Source organism: Bacillus sp. PAMC28748 (assembly GCF_014250415.1).
GTDB lineage: Bacteria > Bacillota > Bacilli > Bacillales > Bacillaceae > Bacillus > Bacillus licheniformis.
In genome coordinates this window covers 3,782,902-3,803,836 of record NZ_CP060192.1, presented here as the reverse complement: position 1 = coordinate 3,803,836, position 20,935 = coordinate 3,782,902, and the positions used below count along the sequence as shown (strand labels likewise).

General features: G+C 46.2%; 25 protein-coding genes. 19 read left to right on the top strand and 6 right to left on the bottom strand.

The window, feature by feature from the left end; translation table 11 throughout:
* Positions 1-94: 94 nt before the first annotated feature.
* Genes H7F26_RS19670 through H7F26_RS19660 form a run of 3 tightly spaced genes read left to right on the top strand, consistent with a single transcriptional unit; the run spans position 95 to position 2,119 of the window.
* On the top strand, positions 95-850 hold the full coding sequence (locus tag H7F26_RS19670) for a metal ABC transporter ATP-binding protein (RefSeq protein WP_371268609.1): 756 nt from the start codon (positions 95-97) through the stop codon (positions 848-850).
* Positions 850-1,710: a metal ABC transporter permease gene (locus tag H7F26_RS19665; RefSeq protein WP_003183557.1), complete on the top strand. Its 861-nt coding sequence runs from the start codon at positions 850-852 to the stop codon at positions 1,708-1,710. The genes H7F26_RS19670 and H7F26_RS19665 overlap by 1 nt, the downstream gene beginning before the upstream one ends.
* Positions 1,688-2,119: a zinc uptake transcriptional repressor Zur gene (locus tag H7F26_RS19660; protein ID WP_003183555.1), complete on the top strand. Its 432-nt coding sequence runs from the start codon at positions 1,688-1,690 to the stop codon at positions 2,117-2,119. The genes H7F26_RS19665 and H7F26_RS19660 overlap by 23 nt, the downstream gene beginning before the upstream one ends.
* A gap of 70 nt (positions 2,120-2,189) precedes the next feature.
* On the opposite strand, the gene H7F26_RS19655 is transcribed toward H7F26_RS19660, so the two are convergent.
* The gene (locus tag H7F26_RS19655; protein ID WP_017474315.1) at positions 2,190-2,774 is read right to left on the bottom strand and encodes a 5' nucleotidase, NT5C type; all 585 of its coding nucleotides are present in this window, start codon (positions 2,772-2,774) and stop codon (positions 2,190-2,192) included.
* 133 nt (positions 2,775-2,907) lie between these two features.
* Between H7F26_RS19655 and H7F26_RS19650 the strand changes: the two genes are divergently transcribed.
* On the top strand, positions 2,908-3,279 hold the full coding sequence (locus tag H7F26_RS19650) for a hypothetical protein (RefSeq protein ID WP_003183551.1): 372 nt from the start codon (positions 2,908-2,910) through the stop codon (positions 3,277-3,279).
* 39 nt (positions 3,280-3,318) lie between these two features.
* Here H7F26_RS19650 and ispG read toward each other — a convergent pair whose 3' ends face one another.
* The 3 genes from ispG to H7F26_RS19635 all read right to left on the bottom strand — a co-directional run bounded on the left by ispG (position 3,319) and on the right by H7F26_RS19635 (position 5,692).
* Positions 3,319-4,431 (bottom strand): flavodoxin-dependent (E)-4-hydroxy-3-methylbut-2-enyl-diphosphate synthase, encoded by a 1,113-nt coding sequence (ispG, locus tag H7F26_RS19645; protein WP_003183549.1) that lies wholly within the window; start codon positions 4,429-4,431, stop codon positions 3,319-3,321.
* A gap of 112 nt (positions 4,432-4,543) precedes the next feature.
* Entirely contained in the window at positions 4,544-4,849 is a 306-nt protein-coding gene (locus H7F26_RS19640; RefSeq protein WP_026080805.1) for a LysM peptidoglycan-binding domain-containing protein, read from the bottom strand.
* 84 nt (positions 4,850-4,933) lie between these two features.
* Entirely contained in the window at positions 4,934-5,692 is a 759-nt protein-coding gene (locus tag H7F26_RS19635; RefSeq protein WP_003183545.1) for a DUF1189 domain-containing protein, read from the bottom strand.
* 157 nt (positions 5,693-5,849) lie between these two features.
* Here H7F26_RS19635 and H7F26_RS19630 point away from each other — a divergent pair, with 157 nt between their 5' ends.
* The 9 genes from H7F26_RS19630 to pstB (H7F26_RS19590) all read left to right on the top strand — a co-directional run bounded on the left by H7F26_RS19630 (position 5,850) and on the right by pstB (H7F26_RS19590) (position 15,453).
* Complete coding sequence (locus H7F26_RS19630) at positions 5,850-6,332, top strand: DUF456 domain-containing protein (RefSeq protein WP_009327884.1); 483 nt, start codon at positions 5,850-5,852, stop codon at positions 6,330-6,332.
* A 184-nt stretch (positions 6,333-6,516) separates the two neighbouring features.
* Positions 6,517-7,125 (top strand): superoxide dismutase SodA, encoded by a 609-nt coding sequence (gene sodA / locus H7F26_RS19625; RefSeq protein ID WP_016886720.1) that lies wholly within the window; start codon positions 6,517-6,519, stop codon positions 7,123-7,125.
* 179 nt (positions 7,126-7,304) lie between these two features.
* Positions 7,305-8,591, top strand: a complete 1,287-nt coding sequence (locus H7F26_RS19620) for an MFS transporter (RefSeq protein ID WP_003183539.1) — start codon at positions 7,305-7,307, stop codon at positions 8,589-8,591.
* A gap of 101 nt (positions 8,592-8,692) precedes the next feature.
* Positions 8,693-10,813 carry a peptidoglycan D,D-transpeptidase FtsI family protein gene (locus H7F26_RS19615; protein ID WP_003183537.1) on the top strand — a complete coding sequence of 707 codons (2,121 nt, stop codon included), beginning with the start codon at positions 8,693-8,695 and terminating at the stop codon, positions 10,811-10,813.
* Positions 10,814-11,033: 220 nt separating this feature from the next.
* Positions 11,034-11,924, top strand: coding sequence for a phosphate ABC transporter substrate-binding protein (locus H7F26_RS19610; RefSeq protein WP_031314660.1), 891 nt, complete (start codon positions 11,034-11,036; stop codon positions 11,922-11,924).
* A 73-nt stretch (positions 11,925-11,997) separates the two neighbouring features.
* The gene (gene pstC / locus H7F26_RS19605) at positions 11,998-12,927 is read left to right on the top strand and encodes a phosphate ABC transporter permease subunit PstC (RefSeq protein WP_003183532.1); all 930 of its coding nucleotides are present in this window, start codon (positions 11,998-12,000) and stop codon (positions 12,925-12,927) included.
* The gene (pstA, locus tag H7F26_RS19600; RefSeq protein WP_003183530.1) at positions 12,927-13,814 is read left to right on the top strand and encodes a phosphate ABC transporter permease PstA; all 888 of its coding nucleotides are present in this window, start codon (positions 12,927-12,929) and stop codon (positions 13,812-13,814) included. The genes pstC and pstA overlap by 1 nt, the downstream gene beginning before the upstream one ends.
* A 34-nt stretch (positions 13,815-13,848) precedes the next feature.
* On the top strand, positions 13,849-14,661 hold the full coding sequence (gene pstB, locus H7F26_RS19595; RefSeq protein WP_043928725.1) for a phosphate ABC transporter ATP-binding protein PstB: 813 nt from the start codon (positions 13,849-13,851) through the stop codon (positions 14,659-14,661).
* A gap of 12 nt (positions 14,662-14,673) precedes the next feature.
* Positions 14,674-15,453 (top strand): phosphate ABC transporter ATP-binding protein PstB, encoded by a 780-nt coding sequence (gene pstB / locus H7F26_RS19590; protein ID WP_003183523.1) that lies wholly within the window; start codon positions 14,674-14,676, stop codon positions 15,451-15,453.
* A gap of 91 nt (positions 15,454-15,544) precedes the next feature.
* On the opposite strand, the gene H7F26_RS19585 is transcribed toward pstB (H7F26_RS19590), so the two are convergent.
* Positions 15,545-16,024 carry an endolytic transglycosylase MltG gene (locus H7F26_RS19585; RefSeq protein WP_003183520.1) on the bottom strand — a complete coding sequence of 160 codons (480 nt, stop codon included), beginning with the start codon at positions 16,022-16,024 and terminating at the stop codon, positions 15,545-15,547.
* Positions 16,021-16,371, bottom strand: coding sequence for a hypothetical protein (locus H7F26_RS19580; RefSeq protein ID WP_011198121.1), 351 nt, complete (start codon positions 16,369-16,371; stop codon positions 16,021-16,023). The genes H7F26_RS19585 and H7F26_RS19580 overlap by 4 nt, the downstream gene beginning before the upstream one ends.
* A 175-nt stretch (positions 16,372-16,546) precedes the next feature.
* Here H7F26_RS19580 and H7F26_RS19575 point away from each other — a divergent pair, with 175 nt between their 5' ends.
* From H7F26_RS19575 to H7F26_RS19550, 6 genes are all read left to right on the top strand, one after another.
* The gene (locus H7F26_RS19575; protein WP_003183503.1) at positions 16,547-17,044 is read left to right on the top strand and encodes a hypothetical protein; all 498 of its coding nucleotides are present in this window, start codon (positions 16,547-16,549) and stop codon (positions 17,042-17,044) included.
* Positions 17,041-18,153 (top strand): glycosyltransferase family 4 protein, encoded by a 1,113-nt coding sequence (locus H7F26_RS19570; RefSeq protein WP_003183501.1) that lies wholly within the window; start codon positions 17,041-17,043, stop codon positions 18,151-18,153. The genes H7F26_RS19575 and H7F26_RS19570 overlap by 4 nt, the downstream gene beginning before the upstream one ends.
* Positions 18,154-18,256: 103 nt before the next feature.
* Positions 18,257-18,406, top strand: coding sequence for a 50S ribosomal protein L33 (gene rpmG, locus H7F26_RS19565; protein ID WP_003183500.1), 150 nt, complete (start codon positions 18,257-18,259; stop codon positions 18,404-18,406).
* 49 nt (positions 18,407-18,455) lie between these two features.
* Positions 18,456-19,028: a 5-formyltetrahydrofolate cyclo-ligase gene (locus H7F26_RS19560; RefSeq protein ID WP_003183499.1), complete on the top strand. Its 573-nt coding sequence runs from the start codon at positions 18,456-18,458 to the stop codon at positions 19,026-19,028.
* Between the two features lie 49 nt (positions 19,029-19,077).
* Positions 19,078-19,251 carry a hypothetical protein gene (locus H7F26_RS19555; RefSeq protein ID WP_003183498.1) on the top strand — a complete coding sequence of 58 codons (174 nt, stop codon included), beginning with the start codon at positions 19,078-19,080 and terminating at the stop codon, positions 19,249-19,251.
* A 95-nt stretch (positions 19,252-19,346) separates the two neighbouring features.
* Positions 19,347-20,885 (top strand): rhomboid family intramembrane serine protease, encoded by a 1,539-nt coding sequence (locus tag H7F26_RS19550; protein ID WP_107661554.1) that lies wholly within the window; start codon positions 19,347-19,349, stop codon positions 20,883-20,885.
* The last annotated feature ends 50 nt before the right edge of the window (positions 20,886-20,935 follow it).

The window sequence follows — 20,935 nt, the reverse complement described above, 5'->3', positions numbered from 1 at the left end:
GCTGCTTTTCGGCTGCCATTTTCTTTTTGTGCGATAAATCGTAATGATTCTGGAGAATTTGAAGGTGAACGAATTGAAACAACCTATTATTGAAATGAAGCATGTATCATATTCCTATGATCATCGCAATGTGATAGAAGATATAAATTTGCAAATTGAAGAAGGGACTTTTCTCGGCCTGGTTGGTCCAAACGGATCGGGAAAGACGACATTGCTGAAATGCATTTTGGGGCTGATTAAGCCGCAGACAGGCGAACTTAAACTGTTTGGCGTTCCTCTCAGAAAATTTAAGGACTGGAGCAAAATCGGCTTCGTATCCCAAAAAGCAAACAGCTTTAACACCGGTTTTCCCGCTTCCGTTTATGAAGTGGTGGCAAGCGGTTTAACCGCAAAGCTCGGCTTATTCAGACGCATGTCCAAAGCCGATAAGCAGAAGGTGGATGAAGCGATCGAAGCTGTCGGCATCACGTCCCTGAAAGACAGAAACATCGGCGAGCTTTCGGGAGGACAGCAGCAGAGAACTTTCATCGCGAGAGCGCTGGTGAGCGAACCGAAGCTGCTCATTCTTGACGAGCCGACGGTTGGAGTCGATCAAAAAACAGTTGAAGGGTTTTACAAGCTGCTGGAGAAACTGAATCATGAAAAAGGCATTACGCTCATTCTTGTCACCCATGATGTCGGCACGGTTTCCGATAAAGTCACACACGTTGCCTGCATGAATAAGCATCTTCATTTTCACGGCAATACAGAAGAGTTTGAGTCCATGACAGATCAAGACTTGTCTCAATTTTACGGGCATGATGTTCAAGCCATCAGCCACAATCACCATCATCATGGAGGACACGAATAATGCTGACACCTTTTTTTCATTATGAGTTTTTGCAAAACGCTTTTATTTCAGGAATATTAATCGGCCTCATCGCGCCCTTGCTCGGCGTATTCATCGTTGTCAGGCGGCTGTCGCTGATCGCAGATGCGCTCAGCCACGTCTCTTTAGCCGGCATAGCAGCGAGCCTGTATGCAGGCAAACAGTTTGCAGTGTTCGCAGGAGTCAGCCCGATCTATTTCGGAATGGCGTTTTCCGTTGCCGGCTCTTTAATCATCGAGAGGCTGAGAACGGTTTATAAACATTACCAGGAGCTGGCGATCCCGATTATCATGTCGGGGGGAATCGGCATTTCCGTTATTTTTATTTCGCTTGCGGACGGATTCAATACGGATCTGTTCAGCTATTTATTCGGCAGCGTCAGCGCTGTTTCACGGGAAGACATGCTGGTGATCGTCGGCATTTCCGCAGCCGTTTTGATCGTGGTGTTTTCCCTTTTTAAAGAGCTGTTTCTTCTGTCGTTTGATGAAGAGCATGCAAAAGCTTCAGGGATTTCCGCAAAGTGGATTCATTTTATTTTTATTTTGATCGTTGCGCTTGTTATCGCCGCCTCAATGAGAATCGTCGGTACGCTTCTCGTTTCAGCGCTGATGACGCTCCCTGTCGCTGCGAGCATGCGCATTGCCAAAGGATTTAAGCAGGCGATTTTCTTATCGATCCTGTTCGGTGAACTTTCCGTCATCGTCGGCCTTGTGCTTGCCTATCATCTCGATCTTGCACCGGGGGGAACGATCGTGATGCTGTCGATCTTTATCCTGATACTGTGCATCAGTTATAATAAAGTCAAAAGGAGGATTCGCCGTGAACGTACAGGAAGCGCTTGATTTACTGAAGGAAAAAGGATATAAATATACAAGCAAACGGGAGGATATGCTTCAGCTGTTTAGTGATTCAGATAAATATTTAACGGCGAAAAATGTCCTTTCCGCTTTAAATGATGATTATCCGGGGCTAAGCTTTGATACAATCTACAGGAATTTGTCGCTGTTTGAAGAACTCGGCATTTTGGAAACGACTGAGCTTTCCGGTGAAAAGCTGTTCCGTTTTAAATGTTCTTCTGCTCACCACCACCACCATTTTATTTGCATGGTGTGCGGCAAAACGAAAGAAATTGAGCTATGTCCGATGGAAAAGCTGACAGACGATCTTGACGGCTATCAGATCAGCGGCCATAAGTTTGAAATTTACGGAACCTGCCCGCGCTGTGAAGAAGAAAGCACGGAAGCGCAGTAAAGGGAGCGGCATATGGCGGTTAAAGCCATATGCCTTTTTTTAACGCAAAAAGCATGTAAGATAAAACCTCTTACATGCTTTTTGCGGCTTTAAGCGTTTTCTCGTTCTTTTTCAGCCATTCGGCGGCTTCAGGCCAGCTGTCGACTCTGACGATGTTTGAATCGGTCGGAAGCTGATTGTACGGCGTATTAAACAACAGAACAGGAATGCCTGCTTCTTTTGCGATCATGGTTGCATTCCCGTGGTGGTCTTCAAAGAAAACATCGATCTCATGTCTGAAGACGGCTTCCAATTTATCGTGACCGCCGACAAGTTCTATATGGTCATAATGAATGTCGCGTTTCTCGAACCAGTCATAGGTGATATCCTCCAGGTGATGTCTTCTTGCTGTAATATATATCAGCTTATGCTGCTTTTTCAGCTCATCCAGCGTCTGTTTGGCATATTGAGCCAGCAATGCTTCCTGATAGATGCGGGGCTCGTTTTCGTTCATCCATTTCCAAAAATCTTCTTGAGATATATTCAGCAGCTTTGTCAGGTCATATTCCTTAATATCTTCCAATGTAATGGAGAGGCTGAACGACTCGTTCAAATAGGGAACAAAAGTATCCTGGGCAGTGATCGTTCCATCAATATCGATTCCTAAATGTAACATGTCCACACTCCTTATCATCCATTCCTCCAGTGTATCATAATCTTTTAACATTTACAGTAAAGTTTAGCAAACATGAATCGGGCTAAAATGCTTAAACTATAAATGCTCCTGGATTAAAGAGGGGGGATATCGAATGGAAAGAGATCAAAATGTTCGCGATCGTAACCGAGCAGGTTATGATGCTGACTTAGTCGATGCGACTTTAGATAATGATGAATTTTTAGAAGAAACAGCAGCAGAAGTTGCCCCGACCTATCGTACGGATAACGGGGACAACGGCGAAGCGCGTAACGATGCCGATGCTGCCGGCGGACGTGTAACCGGATATATTGCGCTTGCGCTTTCGATTATTTCCTTGTTTATGCTTCCAGTGCTGTTAGGAATTGCAGGGATCATTGTCGGTTATATAGCCAGAAGACAAGGAGCAGCTGGCTTAGGAGCATGGGCAATGGGTATCGGTGCAGTTTCCTTGGTGCTTGGCATATTCATCACCCCGTTTTTCTAACGGAAAAAGCTTGACGGATATCCGTCAAGCTTTTTTTTATTATGTGTTTAATTTTTCTTTTTCTGCCGCTTGTTTGGCATAATGCTCTTCGGCGAGCTTGTCGATTTCCTTTTTCAATTCCTCGACCATCGTTTCTTCAGGCACTTTCCGGACGATTTCGCCTTTGCGGAACAGAAGTCCTTCGCCGCGTGCGCCGGCGATCCCGATATCGGCTTCGCGCGCTTCTCCGGGACCGTTGACGGCACAGCCGAGAACGGCAACTTTGATCGGCGCCTTGATTTTCGCGATGTAATCTTCGACTTCATTGGCAATGCTGATCAAATCGATTTCGATCCGGCCGCAAGTCGGGCAGGAAATCAATGTTGCCGCATTGGAAGCGAGCCCGAAAGATTTCAGGAGCTCCCTGGCGACTTTTACTTCTTCGACCGGGTCCGCGCTTAAAGAAATCCGCAATGTATTGCCGATTCCTTTTGAAAGGATCGCGCCGAGACCCGCGGCGCTTTTCACTGTACCGGCAAACAGCGTTCCCGATTCGGTGATGCCTAAATGAAGCGGATAATCGAAAGCTTTAGCCGCTTTTTCATATGCCTCAATTGCCAGGTTTACATCAGACGCCTTCATGCTGACGATGATATCGTGGAAATCGAGATCCTCAAGAATTTTAATGTGGTGCAGGGCGCTTTCGACCATGCCGTCTGCTGTCGGATAGCCGTACTTCTCAAGGATTCGTTTTTCCAGAGAGCCTGCATTGACGCCGATCCGGATCGGAATGCCCTTTTCCTTCGCTGCGTTGACGACCGCTTCAACCTTTTCGCGGCGGCCGATGTTACCCGGATTGATGCGGATTTTATCGGCTCCGCCTTCGATCGCTTTTAATGCCAATTTATAGTTGAAATGAATATCCACGACAAGAGGGATGGATATCCGCTTTTTGATCTCTGGAATGGCGTCGGCAGCCCGTTCATCAGGACAGGCGACGCGGACGATTTGACATCCTGCTTCCGCGAGTCTGTTGATTTCGGCGACGGTTGCTTCAACGTCATGTGTTTTCGTTGTTGTCATGCTTTGAATGACGACTTCGTTATTGCCGCCTATTGTTAAAGGTCCCACTTTAACGGGACGCGTTTTTGTACGATGTGTGATTTCACTCACTTAAATTCGCTCCTTAAGTATAATTCGGAGGCGGTTGCTCCTTTTCTTATACCAAATCGTTTACAAGTCTTATTGTAACAGCCCGTTCATGAAACTGACAAGAAATTAACACTTAATCAGGATAAACGGGAAACTTGTAGGTGACACCTGCTTGAATGCGGCCCGCCTCAACATTCGGATTCAGCTCTTCAAAATCTTCGGCTATTTTGTCAGCCGGAACGGCGCTGTTCCCGATGATTGAAAATACCGTTTGTCCGGGCTTTACCGTAACGGACTTATATTGCAGGCTTGTAGCCGGAGCTTCCGCTGCCATGGTTGAAGCCGGTAAGGCGTTTTGAGGGATGGTGCCTGATTTCAAGTCATAATAAACAATGAACAGGGCGAGCAAAATCGAAAACAGCACAATGACACGTTTCATCTGATTTGTCCCCATTTCGTGCATTTTTTATTATGTTACGCTTGTCCCTCTTCCAACATGACAACAAATTTGCTCCTGCCCGCTTTACCTCGCTGCTTTAGAAGCCGGCGTTTCTTTAATGGCGAGAAACAGCATGATAAAGTTCACAAACCAGTTCAGGAGGAACTGACTTGGAACCACCGCCTCCAGCGCGTCCATAATTGCAAAAAACACGGTTGCGAGGGTGATGGAATAAGCAGACATTACCCAAAGCTGCTTATAGGAGAGCATTTTCTTCTGCCCGTTGCGAATGATCAGCCCGATGACGGCGAGAACCGAGACATCAATGAATTTTCCGGCTGCCGTCGCCAGGAACAGCAGAACGCACAAGACGGGAACAATCACCGCTTTATTTTGATCAACTAAAGAAAGAATATCATCCTTAGACATGTCCTCGGGAAGCATTGTGTACGGCATTTCCTGGACTTGGCCGTCAATGGCGATGACGAATTTATCTTTCAGGATGCCGACGGAATTGCGTTTGTCTTCGATCTGTTTTGTTTCATAAGAGCCGCTCGGATCAAAAACGATGACAAATCCGAATGACTGTGATTCAATCGCTTTCTTTGCATCTGTTTGCAGTGTGCCGTCTTTTATGGAGAAAGCGGGGAATTCTTTCACAGCTGACTGAAAGCTGTTCATCGTATTCACCACTCCGCTGCTGATATGGTAAAGGTTCGGGAGAGCGGCGATCACGCTGAGCAAAAATACGTATAAAATCGTTTTTCCTATGCCTTGGAAACGCATTTTCCCAATAGCTTGAGGGGAATATGTACTTTTAAAAAATCGCTGAAATAAATTCATTCGGTTTTCACTTCCTATTTCTATAATGTATCTGCATTATTGTATCGTCACAAAAGGACGAATACAAGAAAACTTATCGATCAACAGGCGCTCTGGAAGTTTCCTTTCAGAAAAATGGGTATAATATGAAGCATCACAATCGATTGGAGGGATTCGGATGGATGTTTTGTATTGGATCATCATTGCGGCAATGTTCGTCATTGCTTTCATCGGCCTTGTCTATCCCATTATTCCGAGCGTCGTTTTCATCGTAGCCGGCTTTGTTCTATACGGATTTTTATTTACATTCGGGCATTACTCCTACCTATTTTGGATCATTGAAGGCATTTTTACAGCCGTATTGTTTGCCGCCGACTATATTACAAATCTCCTCGGCATTAAGCGCTTTGGCGGCAGCAGGGCAGCGATATGGGGCAGCACGATCGGCCTTCTGGCCGGACCGTTTGTGATACCGGTGGCGGGCATTATTTTGGGTCCGTTTATCGGGGCCTTGGCGGGTGAGGTGATTGTCCATCAGAAGGATTTAAAAACGGCGGCCAGAATCGGAATCGGTTCATTGATCGGGTTTATTTCAGGCGTTTTTGCGAAAAGCGTGATTCAGCTGATAATGATCGGCTACTTTTTATATACCGTGCTCTAAAATTTTCCCCTGCATGTTTAAAAAGAAGGGGAAAAGGATAAAGTTTAGTGAGCGCTTGAAATGCATTTGTGATCATTTTGTGAGCATTTCCATTGAAACAAGCCTTTTCTTTTGATAAATTGAAAGAGGAAAGGCTTGCTAAAGGCGGCATTTCAATACATACAATATTAAGGAGGAATTGATAATGGCTTACAAACTTCCAGAATTACCTTATGCTTACGATGCGTTAGAACCTCACATCGACAAAGAGACGATGAATATTCACCATACGAAGCACCATAACACATATGTTACAAAATTGAACGAAGCGGTGGCAGGCAAACAGGATCTTGAAAGCAAATCTGTTGAAGAGCTTGTTGCAAACCTTAATGCAGTACCGGAAAACATCCGTACAGCTGTCCGCAACAATGGCGGAGGGCATGCCAACCACTCATTGTTCTGGAAACTTCTTTCTCCAAACGGAGGAGGCGCTCCAACTGGTGAATTGGCAGAAGCCATCAACAGCAAATTCGGCAGCTTCGATCAATTCAAAGAAGACTTTGCGGCTGCAGCAGCAGGCCGTTTCGGCTCCGGCTGGGCATGGCTTGTTGTCAATAACGGAGAGCTTGAAATCACAAGCACGCCAAACCAAGATTCTCCTCTTTCAGAAGGCAAGACTCCTATCTTAGGTCTTGATGTATGGGAGCACGCATACTACCTGAATTATCAAAACCGCCGTCCAGATTACATTAAAGCATTCTGGAACGTCGTTAACTGGGATGAAGTTGCACGCCTTTACAGCGAAGCAAAATAATCCAGCTTGAGAAAAGAGGCCCGCGAGAAGCGGGCCTTTTTATGTTGTCCGCGAAGCGGAGCGTCTGCTGAAAGACCGGCGAAAAGCCGGTCTGTTTGTTTTTCGTTTCTTTTGCTCTGAAGTACATAACTGACTTTTGATGAGACAGACTAATGGTGATCAGTAAAGGGGAGTCAGTTATGAGCAGAATCAAAAACATAATAGGCGATGTGGAATTAAACAGGGACCTCCTGCTGCTGCTTGCAGTCGGCGGCCTTTATTCTCTTAGCATTGCCCTTTCCAATACGTTTGTGAATGTATATCTGTGGAAGCAGTCCGGACAGTTTGTCGATTTGGCCATTTATAATTTGTCGATCGTCGTGATGCAGCCGATTATCTTTATGTTCGCCGGCCGCCTTGCCAAAAAAATCGACAGGGTTTTTATACTCAGGTTTGGCGTTTCGTTTTTAGCTGTATTTTATTTAACTGTGCTGTTGGCGGGGGAAAATGCGGGATCACGGCTGGTGCTGCTCGGAAGTGTGCTCGGAATTGGCTACGGATTTTATTGGCTTGCGTTTAATGTCCTGACATTTGAAATCACTGAGCCGGACACGAGAGATTTTTTTAACGGGTTCCTCGGCATTTTAAATTCCGGCGCGGGAATGATCGGTCCGATTGTTGCCGGCTATGTCATTTCGAGGCTTGCCGACAACACGGGATACACGGTGATTTTCAGCCTGTCCTTGGCTTTATTTTCAGTGGCCGTCATTACGAGCTTTTTTTTAAAAAGGCGTGAATCGCGCGGCCGCTACATTTTGAAAAAAATCTGGACGGAACGAAATTCAGACCCGAATTGGCGCAGCATTACAAATGCTCATTTTTTTCAGGGGCTGAGAGAAGGGATTTTCGTTTTTTTAATCAATGTCTTTGTCTTTATCACGACAAAGAGCGAGTTGGCATTGGGGAAGTTCGGCTTGATTAATTCAGCTGTTTCTTTTTTTGCATACTATTTCGCAACGCGGCTTATTAAAAAGGGAGCGCGCAAAAAGGCGATTTTAATGGGCGGTCTCGTCCTGTTCGGCGCTCTCTTTCTGATTTTGTTTCATATGACGTATGTGACGCTTTTGCTGTATGCTGTTGCGATTGCGATCGGCTATCCGATTTTGCTCGTACCGTATTCATCGCTCACATATGATGTGATCGGTAAAGCGAGGTATGCCCGGAAAGCGCGGATCGAATACATTGTCGTCAGAGAAGTTTTTTTAAACATCGGACGGATTGTCTCGATTTTGGTTTTTTTGCTGCTCGTGTCGCTTCTGAAGGAGGACTTGGGCATTCCGGTTTCTCTCGTTTTGCTGGGGGCAGGCCACACGCTGATCTACTATTTCGTCAAAGATATCCGTCTGACAGAGCCCGCCCGCGAAACGGTCGGAAAAGATGCGCATAAACAAACAGCTGAACCGAATTATTTAGAAGGAAAAAGGTAAGCCCCAAGGGAAAATAGTAGAAAAATGCCGAAAAAAACTTTACAATATATTTGGCACCTTTTCATAAGGTGTCTTTTCTTTATTTCAAAAAGGTGATGCTAATGATGAACAAAAAAATGAAAAATGAAAAACGCAAATCGCTCCCCATCAGATTGAACATATTGTTCCTTCTCGCTTTTATTATTTTCACCATCGTCGTCGTGCGCCTCGGCATGGTGCAGATCGTCTTTGGCGAAGACTATACGAACGAAGTGCAGAAGCAGGAAGAAGTCGATGTCTCGACAAGCGTTCCGCGGGGGAAAATATATGACCGGAACTTGAATACGATCGTGAAAAATAAACCGATGAATGCCATTACATACACAAGGACATCTTCGACCTCTCAGGAGGACAGGCTCAAAATAGCAAAAAAACTTGCAGAAATGATCAAAATCGATACAGATAAAATAACGGAGCGCGATAAAAAGGACTACTGGATTTTAACGCGCCCGAAAGAAGCCGAGAAGCTCATCACCGATGAGGACCGGAAAAAAGTCAAGGACGGCAAGCTGAAGGAAGACGATTTATACCAGCTGCAGCTTGACAGGATCACGGAAGATAAACTGAATGAATTGACAGATCAAGATTTGAAAGTCTTGGCAATCAAGCGTCAGATGGATTCTGGATACGCGCTGACTCCGCAGTATATTAAAAACAAAGGTGTAACTGCAAAAGAAATGGCGGTTGTCAGCGAACACCTGGACGAGCTCCCGGGAGTCGATGTGACGTCTGATTGGAAGCGGGATTATCCTTATAACGGTCTGCTCAGAACGATGATCGGCAGCATATCCGATTCAAATGAAGGGCTTCCGAAAAGCCTGCTTGATCATTATTTGTCGCTCGGCTACAACCGGAATGACCGCGTCGGAAAAAGCTACCTCGAAGCCGAATATGAAAATGTGCTTCAGGGACAGAAAGAGAAAGTGAAAAATATTACCAATAAATCAGGGGATATCGTCGATACGGAAGTCATTTCCGAGGGGAAAAGCGGAAAGGATTTAGTCTTGACGATTGATGTTGATATGCAAAAAGCGATTGAAAAAATTGTCGAGGATGAACTGAAGTCTGCCAAAGCCAAGCATAGCGCTCCGCTTCTCGACCGCGCATTCGTCGTTATGATGGATCCGCGAAACGGGGAAGTGTTATCGATTGCCGGCAAACAGCTTAAAAACGAAAGCGGCAAATTAAAGGTTGACGACTATGCGCTCGGCGCGATGACGTCTTCTTATGCGATGGGCTCGGCTGTCAAAGGGGCCACTGTTTTAACAGGTCTGCAGACGGGAGCCATTAATTTAAATACGACTTTTCTTGATGAACCGCTCTATATCGGAAAAGGAAAACCGAAAAAATCTTGGGCGAGCAACTTGGGAACACTGGGTATCCAGGGAGCTCTTGAAAAGTCTTCAAACGTGTTCATGTTTAAAACGGCGATCGCCCTTGGTAAAGGCCAATATAAGGCGCATCAGCCGCTCGACCTTCAAACAAAAGCATTTGATACATTCAGGTATTATTTCAGCCAGTTCGGCCTCGGCGTCAAAACCGGAATCGATCTGCCAAATGAAGCTTCAGGCTACAAAGGATCTCAAAGACTGCCCGGTTTCCTGCTTGACTTTTCCATCGGACAGTATGACACATACACACCGCTGCAGCTGGCTCAGTACGTATCAACGATTGCCAATGGGGGATACCGCATGAAGCCGCAGCTTGTGAAAGAGATCAGAGAGCCCGATTCGAAAAAAGGAATCGGAGCCGTTACACAGTCTGTGCAGCCTGAAGTATTGAACAAAGTGGACATGAGCGATGAATATATAAAAGAAGTCCAGAAAGGATTCAGGCGCGTAATGACAAAAGGTACGGCAGCGGGACAGTTTGCCTCTGCTTCATATAAACCAGCTGGAAAAACAGGAACGGCCCAGTCTTTCTATGACGGACCGGACAAATCGAAAACGGGAACATCGACATACAATACAACGCTTGTTGCCTACGCACCTTACGATAATCCGGAAGTCGCTATTTCCGTCGTCGTTCCTTGGGTTTATAATGACTATGGCCAGAGATATTCGATCACAAACGAAATCGGCCGAAAAGTGCTTGATAAGTATTTTGAACTGAAATCAAAACAATCAAAAGAAAATACTGTCGAAAAAAATAAAGACAAAATCGAAAAAGAAGCTACAGAATAGGACTTTTTCATTAAAACACCTGCATTGAACCATGCAGGTGTTTTTTTTGTGCGCCCGTTCTTTTCGTGCGCATTCTATACAAAGTTCAAGCTTAATTTACAAAACCTTAATAATTCATTTAAACAAGATTAATACTGAAAAGTTACGCTATACCCGTAGGACAAATTACACATTTACGCGGGAGGATTAAGAAGTGAAACCATTTAAAAAAATCACACTGATGTTCATCATGTCCGTTTTAGTTGTCTTCGCAGCAGCTTGTGGAAGCAGCAGTACAAACAACAATGCAGACGAAGGCAAACAAAGCGATAAAACAGAGAATAAGGCTTCAGGTTCTTTGACGATTTCGGGTTCTTCGGCGATGCAGCCTCTTGTCTTAGCAGCGGCTGAAAAATTCATGGATGAAAATCCTGATGCCGATATTCAAGTTCAGGCTGGAGGTTCTGGTACAGGCCTTTCCCAAGTGGCTGAAGGCACAGTCCAAATCGGAAACTCCGATGTCTTTGCCGAAGAAAAAGAAGGCATTCCTGCCAAAGAACTTACCGATCATCAAGTTGCGGTTGTCGGAATGGCAGCTGCCGTTAACCCTGAAGTAGGCATCGATGACATTTCGTTAGAAGATCTCAAAAAGGTATTCACAGGTAAAATCAAAAACTGGAAAGAACTAGGCGGGAAAGATCAAAAGATCACCCTTGTCAACCGTCCTGATTCTTCAGGAACCCGCGCGACTTTTGTCAAATATGCACTTGATGGAGAGACTCCAGCTGAAGGAATCACGGAAGATTCTTCAAACACAGTGAAAAAGTTAATCGCTGAAACGCCTGGTGCAATCGGATATCTTGCGTTCTCGTATATCAAGGATGATACTGTCACTCCGCTTTCAATCGACGGCGTTAAGCCGACAGCCGAAAATGTACAAAAAGGCAAATTCCCGATCTGGGCTTACCAGCATTCTTATACGAAAGGCGAACCTGAAGGCTTGGCGAAAGAATTCCTCGACTATTTGATGAGCGATGACATTCAAAAATCCATCGTGACGGAGCAGGGCTACATTCCAGTAACAGACATGGAAGTAAAACGCGACGCGGATGGAAAGCAAACTGATAAATAATGACAATAGAAGGCGGGAAAGTGTGCTCCTGACACTTTCCCTCTTATGACTTGTTCTTATAGGAGTGTAAAAAATGGTTCAAAAAATAGAGAAACTGTCCGCGAAAGAGCGGCTGATCAGCTCCAAGCATAATCGCAAAATGGATGAAATCCGCGGGAGGATTTTGGTTGCGTCGTGCGCCTTTATCATGATGGCGGCGGCGATTTCGATCACAATTTTTCTCGGAAATAAGGGGTTGCAATCTTTTCTGGCCAATGGTGTAAGTCCAATTGAGTTCTTAACCAGTCTAGATTGGAATCCAACGAACGAAAACCCTGAATACGGAGCACTTCCGTTTATACTCGGATCTTTTGCAGTGACCCTTCTTGCATCTTTGATTGCTGCACCGCTAGGAATAGGAGGTGCGATTTTCATGACGGAAATCGCGCCATCATGGGGCAGAAAAGTGCTGCAGCCGGTTGTCGAATTGCTTGTTGGCATTCCTTCCGTCGTTTATGGATTCATAGGCCTTACAGTGTTAGTGCCGTTCATTTCACAGTTTAAGTCAAGCGGATCGGGCCACAGCCTTCTGGCGGGAACGATCGTCCTGGCTGTCATGATTTTGCCGACGGTCACTTCGATTTCAACGGATGCGCTCATGTCGCTGCCGAAAAATCTCCGCGAAGGATCATACGCATTAGGCGCAACCCGCTGGCAGACGATCCGCAAAGTGCTGATACCGGCAGCGCTGCCTTCGCTTCTGACAGCCGTCGTCTTGGGAATGGCGAGGGCGTTCGGCGAAGCGCTGGCCGTGCAGATGGTCATCGGAAATTCCCGAAATCTGTTTGAGAGCCTTTTAGACCCTGCGGGGACATTGACAACGATCATTACGTTGAACATGGGCCATACAACATACGGGAGCGTGGAAAACAATACGCTCTGGTCAATGGGGCTTGTCCTTCTGATCATGTCGTTCTTGTTCATCCTGCTCATCCGCTATCTGTCATCCAGGAGGAAACTGTAATGAACAGCAAAGTAACAGATCGTTTAGCAACCGGTGTTTTTGGATTGATTGCTGCGGTAATCGCCGCTATTCTTGTCGGTTTGTTCGCTTATATCATCATCAATGGTGTTTCGCATATCAGCCTCAGCTTTTTAACTTCGCGTTCAAGTGCGCTGTCAAGCGGCGGAGGAATTCGAGATCAGCTGTTCAACTCGTTTTATATTCTCGTGCTGACGATGCTGATCACGGTTCCCCTGGGAGTCGGCGGGGGAATTTATATGGCGGAATATGCGCCCGCAAACAAATTGACCGATTTTATCCGTGTCTGTATTGAAGTTTTGTCATCCCTTCCTTCGATCGTTATGGGGATGTTCGGCATGCTGATGTTTGTAAATCTGACCGGATGGGGGTACAGCATTATCGGAGGAGCGCTTGCTTTGACGATTTTCAACCTGCCTGTCATGGTCAGGGTGACAGAAGATGCGATCCGCTCCGTACCTAAGGAGCAAAAAGAGGCTTCCCTTGCTTTAGGCGTGTCCAAATGGCACACGATTAAAACGGTATTGATTCCTGGCGCGGTGCCGTCCATCATCACAGGCGCGATTCTTGCGTCGGGCCGTGTATTTGGCGAAGCTGCCGCTTTGCTGTTTACAGCCGGACTAACCACGCCGAGACTGAATTTTGCCGATTGGAATCCGTTTTCTGAGACATCGCCGCTCAATATTTTCAGACCGGCTGAAACGCTGGCCGTTCATATTTGGAATGTAAACACACAGGGGATCATCCCCGATGCTGAAGCGATCGCAAACGGCGCATCCGCCGTTCTCGTTCTGTCCGTCTTGATCTTTAACCTGGCAGCCCGATGGCTCGGCTCTTTTATTCATAAAAAGTTAACGGCAAACAAATAAGAAGGAAGGATGAAATCATATGGCTCAGGTTCAGATGCCGGTTTTGGAAACCGTGCGCGACAATATCGGAATCGCTCCGTTCCCTGAAGCGAAAGAGCATATTTTAGAAGTGAAAAATTTAAATATTTACTATGGAGAAAAGCGGGCCGTCAACGACATTTCCATGCGTATTGACAAACATGCGGTCACGGCTTTGATCGGTCCGTCAGGCTGCGGAAAATCGACTTTTTTAAGAAGCATCAACCGGATGAACGATCTGATTCCATCAGCCAGAACATCCGGAGAAATACGGTATGAAGGGCTTAACATCCTTGATTCCAATATCAATGTCGTCAATCTGAGAAGGGAGATCGGCATGGTATTTCAGAAGCCGAACCCCTTTCCAAAATCGATTTACAGCAACATTACCCACGCATTAAAATATGCGGGCGAACGGCGGAAATCCGTGCTTGATGAGATCGTGGAAGAAAGCTTGACGAAAGCCGCGCTGTGGGATGAAGTGAAAGACAGGCTGCATGAGTCGGCTCTTTCGCTGTCAGGCGGGCAGCAGCAGCGTCTCTGCATCGCCCGGACGCTCGCGATGAAGCCCGAAGTCCTGCTCTTGGATGAGCCTGCTTCAGCGCTCGACCCGATTTCAAACGCGAAAATAGAGGAATTAATCGTCGGTTTAAAAGAGGAATACTCGATCATCATTGTCACGCATAACATGCAGCAAGCTTCAAGAATTTCCGATCAAACGGCGTTTTTCCTTAACGGAGATTTAATCGAATACGATCGTACGGAAAAGATTTTTATGAATCCTTCAGAAAAAAAGACAGAGGATTACATCAACGGCAGATTTGGATAAGGAGGGGCCGGTATGAGCGCTGTAACAGCTGTAAAGCCAGAAGATGTATACCAGATCAACGACTTGAATTTATGGTACGGCGAACATCACGCATTAAAGAACATTAACTTGACAATACCCGAGTACGAAATTACCGCCATCATTGGACCGTCAGGGTGCGGAAAGTCGACATTCATTAAAACGCTGAATCTCATGATCAATATGGTTCCGAATGTCAAAATGACCGGAGAGATCAGCTACAACGGAACGAACGTACTCAACAGCAAAGTCGACCTTGTCGAGTTACGGAAAAAAGTCGGCATGGTGTTTCAAAAAGGAAACCCGTTTCCCCAGTCGATCTTTGATAATGTCGCATACGGACCAAGAATCCATGGATTGAAAAACAAAAAAGAACTGAATGAGAGAGTGGAAAAGGCGCTTGTGGATGTAGCGCTGTGGGATGAAGTGAAAGACCGTCTTCATTCCCAGGCGCTCGGACTTTCCGGGGGGCAGCAGCAGCGCCTCTGCATCGCAAGGGCGCTGGCCACCAATCCTGACGTTCTCTTGATGGATGAACCGACATCCGCCCTTGATCCCGTTTCAACTTTGAAAATCGAAGAGCTGATGCTCAAGCTGAAAGAGAAATATACAATTGCCATCGTCACGCACAACATGCAGCAGGCCTCGAGAATTTCCGATCAAACGGCGTTTTTCCTGATGGGCGAGCTGATTGAGTGCAATGATACGGTCAAAATGTTTTCAAGTCCTGACGATCATCGGACGAAAGATTATATAACAGGCCGGTTCGGATGAGAAAGAGGCTGCCGTTTTAAAGCGGCAGCCTCTTTTTTCACCGGCGGCGAGACAATAAAAAAAGCAGGCTGATTCGTTCCAGCCTGCTTTTTTATTTGGACAGCGTTTTGACGATGTTTTTCAAGCTGTCACCGCGCTTCAGTTCGTATTTACCTGCGCGGATTTTAGATTCGTTTCCGGTCTTTTTCACATAATCTTTGAAGTCATCGGCGGAAGAAATTACTTTTCCTTTTGCAAGGAGGTCTGCTATCTCAGCCGTGCTCATGCCGCTTTTGATTTCAAGCTTGTACTTGGAACCTTTTTTCGCATCATCCTGCTCTTTTTTGTTTTGAGACGCAGCATCCTGCTTCAGCGCGGTCTCTTTATAGTGGAGCAGCTGTTGGTATTCCTCGCGTTTCAGCGAAACCTGCTGATTGTCCTTTAAATAGGTTTTGACATCGGCTTCGCTGATGTTTTGAGCCTCCTTGGAAGCTTCAGCTTTTCCGTTATCCGTCAAATAAAATGCGCCTGCAAGAACGGCGGTAGCCAAAATCATTCCTCCGGCAAATGCTTGTACACTTTGTCTGGTCATACAAGCACCCTCTCATTGTCTTTAATGATCGCTTTGACATCTTCGACAGATACGTGCTCAGCTTTTGCGATGGCGTCTACAGACATGCCGTTTTGATATTTTGAAAGAATCTGCTTCGCAATATGCTGGCTGATTCCGGCATTCGGTCTGCGGACGACCACATTTGAATCGAGGAGCTCTTCCTCAAGCACGGTCATCTTCTTTTTCAGTTTATAGATTTCCTGCATGGCGGACAGCTGAAGGGTTTCCAACTCCTGTTCAACTTCCTTGATCGGTTCTCTTTGAAAATATGAGAATGCAATCAGCGCAATACTGACAACGAGCAGCGCAATGATAGCAATTTCCACGTTCATCACCTTCAATTCTAATTTTCTCCTTCTTTTTTATACCATAAAAACGCTTGCTTCAAAAGGAGTTAATGCAAAAAATAAAAATTTTGTCGAAGAATTTTATTTTCGTTGCGCCTGCGGGGCCATTTCCAATAGGATAGATACATAACAAGGCTTAACGGGAGGGCGCGCGGTGAAAAGGACAATCATCGGGAAAAAACCTTTTCAACATAGTATTCGAGGCGATTCTTCGTTTTGTAACGATATTTTAAAAATAACTTCGCCGGATCATGAAACCGTTCGGCTGAGCTGGGAAATCTCAGAGGCTGCGCTTTCAGCGGCTGAAGCGGTGCTGTTTGAAAATATTAGAGACGTCGAAAAGCAAATCCTTCTCTTTTGCGTAAAAAACGGAGAGCGCAGCGCACGGACGATCCATACCGGTGCATTTAAAGGGGAGGCCTCGGTTTTCCCCGCTGCAGGAAACGCTTTCTACAAAGCGGAATACCGGATATACAATTCGCTCAACATGTCACTGGCCGTTCTCTCATCCGACTGCTTCTACCTTGGGGAAAACGGAATCCATTCAAACAGCAGCTGTTTTCAGCATCAAGACAATCAGCAGGATTGGACGACTCAATTTTCCGCATATACGAGATATTCTTTAATAGAAGGAAAGGAGCGGCCCCGTTGATCAACGTATTGCTGCTGTCGCTGGAAAATCCCCTTTCATCGAAGAGCGGAGCGGGGCGCTATGTGAAAAGCCACCTTGAACTATTGCGGAACGAAGTCAGCTTTACCGTCTGCACGACGGCTGCCGGGCAAAACAGCAATGGATGGGAAACGCTGGAGATTCCGCTTGATTTAAAAGCGTTCGCTTCTTTTGAAGAGGCGGTAGCCGCCATGAATTTTCAGATGATCAAAATCGTGCTGGAGCATAGAGGACAATTTGATTTCGTCCATGCAAACGATGGTGTCACCGCGCCTGCCGCCGTTTATCTCAGCGAGGTGCTGGCGGTGCCGCTGATTTCCACGGTGCACGGCCTTGAAAGCGGCCGAAAAAAGGCAGCAGACGGATATGTCCACCCATACAGGGCAATCCTCGAACGGCTTCTGGCTGAAAAAAGCGATCAAATCCTCGTGCTGAGCAGCATGATGAAGTCAGACATGCAAAAGGCGTTTTCGCTTTCTTTTGAGCAAATCCGGGTCATTCCACATCCGTGCATAAAAAGCCGCACGGTGAAAAAACGAATGAAAAGCGCGCCCTACTTTTTTTCCTACGGAAGATTTGTTCCGGAAAAAGGGTTTATCGAATTGCTGCACGTCTTTCAGAAGCTACGCAGCCGGCGTCCTGATCTTGAACTTGTCATTGCCGGGGAAGGGCCGCTTCAAAGCGGGATCGAGACCATAGCAAAAGAATTGGGCATTAAGGACAGTGTGACCATTCTTCCTTTCCTTTGTGAAGAGGAAAGAGAGAGCTGGCTGGCATTTTGTGAAATGGCTGTTTTTCCAAGTTCTTATGAGCCGTTCGGCATTGCTGTTCAAGAAAGCATGGCCGCCGGCGCTGCCGTCGCTGCCGGAATCAACGGGGGCTGGAACGATTTCGTTATCGATCGGGTGACCGGCTTTCGAATTGATTTTAGTGATCCGCATAAGGCTGCAAATGCGCTCGCAGAAATTGTCGGCAATAAGGAGCAGCTGCTCAAGGTCGGACAAACGGCAAAGGCTTATATATTTGATTTGCATGATCCTGGATATGTAAAAAATATGTTTTTGCATCATGTATATCATACGTCTTTTTAACAAACCGTGATAAACTAAAAAAAACGCCTGGCATTCCTGCATCATAAGTGGTATTATAGATAAGTCTGAACAGAAATGATATATAGTTTGGAGGGAAAAATAAATGCGCGTTAATATTACTTTAGCTTGCACTGAATGCGGCGAGCGTAACTATATTTCTACAAAGAACAAGCGTAACAATCCAGATCGCGTTGAATTCAAAAAGTATTGCCCACGTGACAAAAAATCAACATTACACCGCGAAACAAAGTAAGCAGCAGGGATTTTCCTGCTGTTTTTCTGTTTTTAAGGGGGAAAGAGATGTGAAGCGTTCTTTACGAAGCGAGGTCAGAAAGAGGCTGGCTAACATGCCGGAACAGGAGTTTCACCTAAAGGCGGAAGCGATTCACCGGAAGCTTTTCCAATCAAAACAGTGGAAAAAAGCGTCTGTTATTGCCCTTACGGTATCCAGAAATCGCGAAGTACCGACAAAACCGATTATCGAACAGGCCCGGCTTGAAGGAAAAACGGTGTGCATTCCGAAATGTATGCCTGAAACAAAAAAGATGCACTTTCGCAGCTATCAGGATGAAAGCGATCTTGAAGTCGTGTATTTTGGCCTGCAGGAACCGGTCGTACACAAAACCGAGCGGATGGAACCCGAAGACATCGACTTCATCCTTGTGCCGGGAATTTGCTATGACCGGAGAGGATACAGAATCGGCTATGGAGGCGGCTATTATGACAGATACCTGGCCGGCTTTACAAAAGATACCGCGTCGCTTGCTTTCGAGTGCCAAGTGATCGGTCATGTTCCAAATGAGCCGCACGACATCCCGGTCAAGCAGGTTTTGACCGAAGACGCCGTTTACAACTGCCTCGACACTGCTGAATAATTATTAAAAAATGAGACACGATACGGTTATAGGTTATAGGAGGGATCATATGAGAAAAGTTACGTTTATTGTAGTAGGCGTCATTGCAGCCCTTGTATTTTTTCAAAACCGTTATCGTGTTATCAATTTCATTCTTGGTCAAAACCAAATCCGCCACTATTTCATCCATTTGATGATGAGAATTCCGTTTTTTCGCAATAAGTTTATCCAGCAGGCATTCTGAATCCCGTTTGAAAACGGGATTTTTTAAAGCTCTTAAAAGACGCAGAGTGTCGCGTTTCCTGTTATAATGAACAAAAACAATTGTGGAGCGTCGGTATGTATTCAATCGATTATTTGTATTGGAATTTCATCGGGAACCTTTTAGACAGGGATTTTGAGCTTGTGCAGGCACCTGCTTCATTCGGAGAAGCCTGGCTTGAAGCGAGGGGGAGCGCGCCGTATGATTTGGTTCGCGTTTTCCGGAAGGATATCGACTTCAGACAGGATCTCGTCCGCGACCTGGAATCTCTTTATGAAAGGGCGGAGCGCCTGAGAGCAGCATCAGGTCAGCGAAAGCTCTCGATATTGAATGTCTATTTGTCGCAGGAAGCGCCTGTAGATGAGTGGGAAGATGTTGTCGGTCATCCGGTCGCAGATAAGCGGATCAGCATCGTGCCGGTTTTTATTGATCACGCTTCGGCTGAAGAAGGATTACGCAAACTCGCCGTGGCTTTAAACATGGAGCCGGATGAGCTGACAGGCCAAATGCAGGATGCCGGATACGAAAATGTGGAAGAGAAGAGAGCCGAAGTATTGGCAGCGGCTAAAGCAAGAGAAGAAGAAAGGCGGCGGGAAGCGGCTGTATTTGAGAAAGGCAAACCGATGTTTACCTGGATTTTCGCAGTGCTTCAAGTCTTCATGTTTCTGCTTCTGGAAATGTCGGGCGGCAGCCAGAATACCGAAACGCTCGTCCGGTTCGGGGCGAAGGAAAACAGCCTCCTGTTAGCCGGGGAATGGTGGCGGCTAGTCACGCCGATCGTTCTTCATATCGGATTGGTCCATCTCATGTTTAATACATTTGCATTATTGTCTGTTGGAGCCGCAGCAGAAAGGGTGTTTGGATCATTCCGCTTTCTTGTCATATACATATCAGCCGGGATTTTTGGATCGATCGGCAGCTTTCTGTTCAGTCCGTATCCGTCTGCAGGGGCTTCGGGAGCCATCTTCGGTTGCTTGGGAGCCCTTTTGTACCTGGCTTTTTCAAACCGGAAAGCTTTTTTAAAAACGATCGGAACAAATATCATTGTGATCATCATTCTGAACCTCGGCCTCGGTTTCACCATTTCAAATGTTGACAATGCTGGCCATATCGGCGGATTGATCGGCGGTCTCCTGACGGCCTTGGCGGTCGGAATCCCCGGAAAAAAAAGGCCGCTCCAGCGGCTGGCAGGCTGGGTCCTCATCTTTGTCATCGGAGGAGGGGCCCTGTACTTTGGGACACATTCGGCTCCGGTGCAGGAAAATGCCATGCTGCATCAGGCGGCGAAATGGTATGAAGAGGGAGAGTATGAAAAAGTAAAGGATGCTTTGAAGGAAGCGGGCTCAAAACCGGACGCTTCCAGCGACACTTTAAGGCTGCTCGCTTATTCCGAAATTCGGCTCGGCGAGTATGAAAACGCCGAGAAAAGGTTTGAGGCCGTCGTTGAAAATGATCCATCGGACCACGCCTCTCTCTATAGTCTTGCCTGGCTTTATACCCAAAGAGGCGAGCTTGCCAAAGCCGAGCAGTCCATTGAAAGAGCGTTGGCAGAAAAGCCTGATGAAGAGATGTATAAAAAGCTTCGGGACGAAATAAAGAAAGAAAGCGCCCGGTAATCAAGTATGAAAAGCTTCCGTTATGTTAAAAATGGTCTTTAGAACAGACT

Bases quoted from the DNA above. Each gene is read 5' to 3' on its own strand.
- H7F26_RS19670 (WP_371268609.1), top strand. From the start codon at position 95: ATGAAGCATGTATCATATTCCTATGATCATCGCAATGTGATAGAAGAT.
- H7F26_RS19665 (WP_003183557.1), top strand. From the start codon at position 850: ATGCTGACACCTTTTTTTCATTATGAGTTTTTGCAAAACGCTTTTATT.
- H7F26_RS19655 (WP_017474315.1), bottom strand. From the start codon at position 2,774: ATGTTACATTTAGGAATCGATATTGATGGAACGATCACTGCCCAGGAT.
- H7F26_RS19650 (WP_003183551.1), top strand. From the start codon at position 2,908: ATGGAAAGAGATCAAAATGTTCGCGATCGTAACCGAGCAGGTTATGAT.
- H7F26_RS19640 (WP_026080805.1), bottom strand. From the start codon at position 4,849: ATGAAACGTGTCATTGTGCTGTTTTCGATTTTGCTCGCCCTGTTCATT.
- H7F26_RS19635 (WP_003183545.1), bottom strand. From the start codon at position 5,692: ATGAATTTATTTCAGCGATTTTTTAAAAGTACATATTCCCCTCAAGCT.
- H7F26_RS19630 (WP_009327884.1), top strand. From the start codon at position 5,850: ATGGATGTTTTGTATTGGATCATCATTGCGGCAATGTTCGTCATTGCT.
- sodA (WP_016886720.1), top strand. From the start codon at position 6,517: ATGGCTTACAAACTTCCAGAATTACCTTATGCTTACGATGCGTTAGAA.
- H7F26_RS19620 (WP_003183539.1), top strand. From the start codon at position 7,305: ATGAGCAGAATCAAAAACATAATAGGCGATGTGGAATTAAACAGGGAC.
- H7F26_RS19615 (WP_003183537.1), top strand. From the start codon at position 8,693: ATGATGAACAAAAAAATGAAAAATGAAAAACGCAAATCGCTCCCCATC.
- H7F26_RS19610 (WP_031314660.1), top strand. From the start codon at position 11,034: ATGTTCATCATGTCCGTTTTAGTTGTCTTCGCAGCAGCTTGTGGAAGC.
- pstC (WP_003183532.1), top strand. From the start codon at position 11,998: ATGGTTCAAAAAATAGAGAAACTGTCCGCGAAAGAGCGGCTGATCAGC.
- pstA (WP_003183530.1), top strand. From the start codon at position 12,927: ATGAACAGCAAAGTAACAGATCGTTTAGCAACCGGTGTTTTTGGATTG.
- pstB (WP_043928725.1), top strand. From the start codon at position 13,849: ATGCCGGTTTTGGAAACCGTGCGCGACAATATCGGAATCGCTCCGTTC.
- pstB (WP_003183523.1), top strand. From the start codon at position 14,674: ATGAGCGCTGTAACAGCTGTAAAGCCAGAAGATGTATACCAGATCAAC.
- H7F26_RS19585 (WP_003183520.1), bottom strand. From the start codon at position 16,024: ATGACCAGACAAAGTGTACAAGCATTTGCCGGAGGAATGATTTTGGCT.
- rpmG (WP_003183500.1), top strand. From the start codon at position 18,257: ATGCGCGTTAATATTACTTTAGCTTGCACTGAATGCGGCGAGCGTAAC.
- H7F26_RS19555 (WP_003183498.1), top strand. From the start codon at position 19,078: ATGAGAAAAGTTACGTTTATTGTAGTAGGCGTCATTGCAGCCCTTGTA.
- H7F26_RS19550 (WP_107661554.1), top strand. From the start codon at position 19,347: ATGTATTCAATCGATTATTTGTATTGGAATTTCATCGGGAACCTTTTA.